Genomic DNA, 1,073 nt, shown 5'->3' on the forward strand with positions numbered 1-1,073 from the left:
CGCCCCGTAGGTTTCACACCAGTGATTGTGGTTTCGGAGAAAAAGCACAGCCCAGGTTGTTACCCCAGGGTTCATATTGGCCCTTGGATCTGGGAGACCAATAGCCTCAGTGGGAGGTATGAAACTGCCAAGATAGGTATAACTGGCCGCATTCATAAGCTCAGTGGCGTCGGGAAACATGTTCGTTGCCGAAGTTTTCAAGCGACAGCTGTTTGCTAATTGTGAGAAGACTTAGGGGGCCTACCCACTCGGACAGCCGCATTGAGCTCTGCGGTGTCGCCATATAGCCAGCCCATATCGAAGAACGAGCTCACTGTGTTGATGATGTCATTGGGGCCCCTCTTTTGGGAACCGGGCATGGGGATGGATGTGTTGGGGGTGAAAAACTTATCGTCGCTTGGCACCGGGATGTTAATGGTCTCACTCGAATTGAAAGCAAATAACGCTGTATCAAAGGCCATGAGCTGAGCGAAGTGTGTCGTTGCGTCACTATTCAACATAAGAACCTCAAATTCTTACCTCAGGTTACGACTGCTGGTCTTCATGGCCTCGGAAAACACCGCATTGCTGATAGTCCGGGCTGAGGTTGCTGGTGGGACCTGCGCCCCTCCAACCTTTTTGAAGTTGTGCCCGGGCGTTCCTGCAAAGCTTGTGGAATTTGGCCGCGAATTGGAGCCGTCAAGTGACTGATAGAGATCTGGCCCAATGATGTTGACGAGAACAGATTCGACAGTCTGAGGTGGACTGGAGGGCACAGCAGTAGAGGAGCCACTAGGGCGATAAAGCAACAAAAAGAGGGCATCGTTCAGAATCTCCACATTCTGTTGAAGGGGTGCGGCTCTGAGCATGAGGAATTTTGGTGTACCGAGCCCTCGTGAAGGTTGCTGTAGTACCTCCTTGTGATACAACGACAGATTCTCTGAGAATCGACTATCATGAACAAGGGAACATATTACCCGTTGCACAGGGTCGCGTCTCCAGCCTTCGCCTCCATTGGTAACGGTCCAGTCCTCGACTACCTCCTCATCAATGTTGATCATCCAGATATCAGCTCCTAAGGCTCGTGGACGTTC

Annotated in this window: 1 protein-coding gene; it reads right to left on the bottom strand. The window is 51.5% G+C overall.

Going from position 1 to position 1,073, the window contains the following annotated elements; all coding sequences use genetic code 11:
* Positions 1-515: 515 nt before the first annotated feature.
* On the bottom strand, positions 516-1,073 hold a 558-nt coding region (locus V6D20_16420), incomplete at its 5' end, for a hypothetical protein (protein HEY9817365.1).

The organism is Candidatus Obscuribacterales bacterium (genome assembly GCA_036703605.1).
Classification (GTDB): domain Bacteria; phylum Cyanobacteriota; class Cyanobacteriia; order RECH01; family RECH01; genus RECH01.